Origin of the sequence: Gemmiger formicilis, assembly GCF_016901605.1 — a bacterium.
In the GTDB taxonomy this organism is placed as follows: Bacteria; Bacillota; Clostridia; order Oscillospirales; family Ruminococcaceae; genus Gemmiger; species Gemmiger formicilis_B.
The window spans coordinates 1-338 of record NZ_JACJKP010000534.1 but is presented as its reverse complement, the minus strand read 5'-3'; the positions used below and the strand labels follow the sequence as shown (position 1 = coordinate 338).

1 pseudogene is annotated in these 338 nt (G+C 59.5%); it reads left to right on the top strand.

Annotated features, from left to right (window positions below):
* Positions 1-338: pseudogene (locus H6B10_RS15815) on the top strand (CCA tRNA nucleotidyltransferase); the annotation flags it as partial.

Below are 338 nucleotides of genomic sequence, written 5' to 3'. Positions count from 1 at the left end.
ACTTTACCATCAACGCCATGGCCTACGCGCCGGGGGAAGGTGTGATCGACCTGTACGGCGGCCGTAAAGATTTGGACGCCGGTATTATACGGTGTGTGGGCGAACCTTCGGCACGTTTTGCGGAAGATGCCCTGCGCATTTTGCGGGCCCTGCGGTTTGCGGCGCGGCTGGAATTCACGCTGGATGAACAAACAGCGGCCGCGGCGCTCTCGGCACGGGATACTTTGCAATCAGTCAGTGCGGAGCGAATCTACGTGGAACTGGATGGTTTGCTCTCAGTACCGGGAGCCGGACATGTTCTGGCACAGTATGGTCAGATTCTGGCCGGTGCTGTGCCG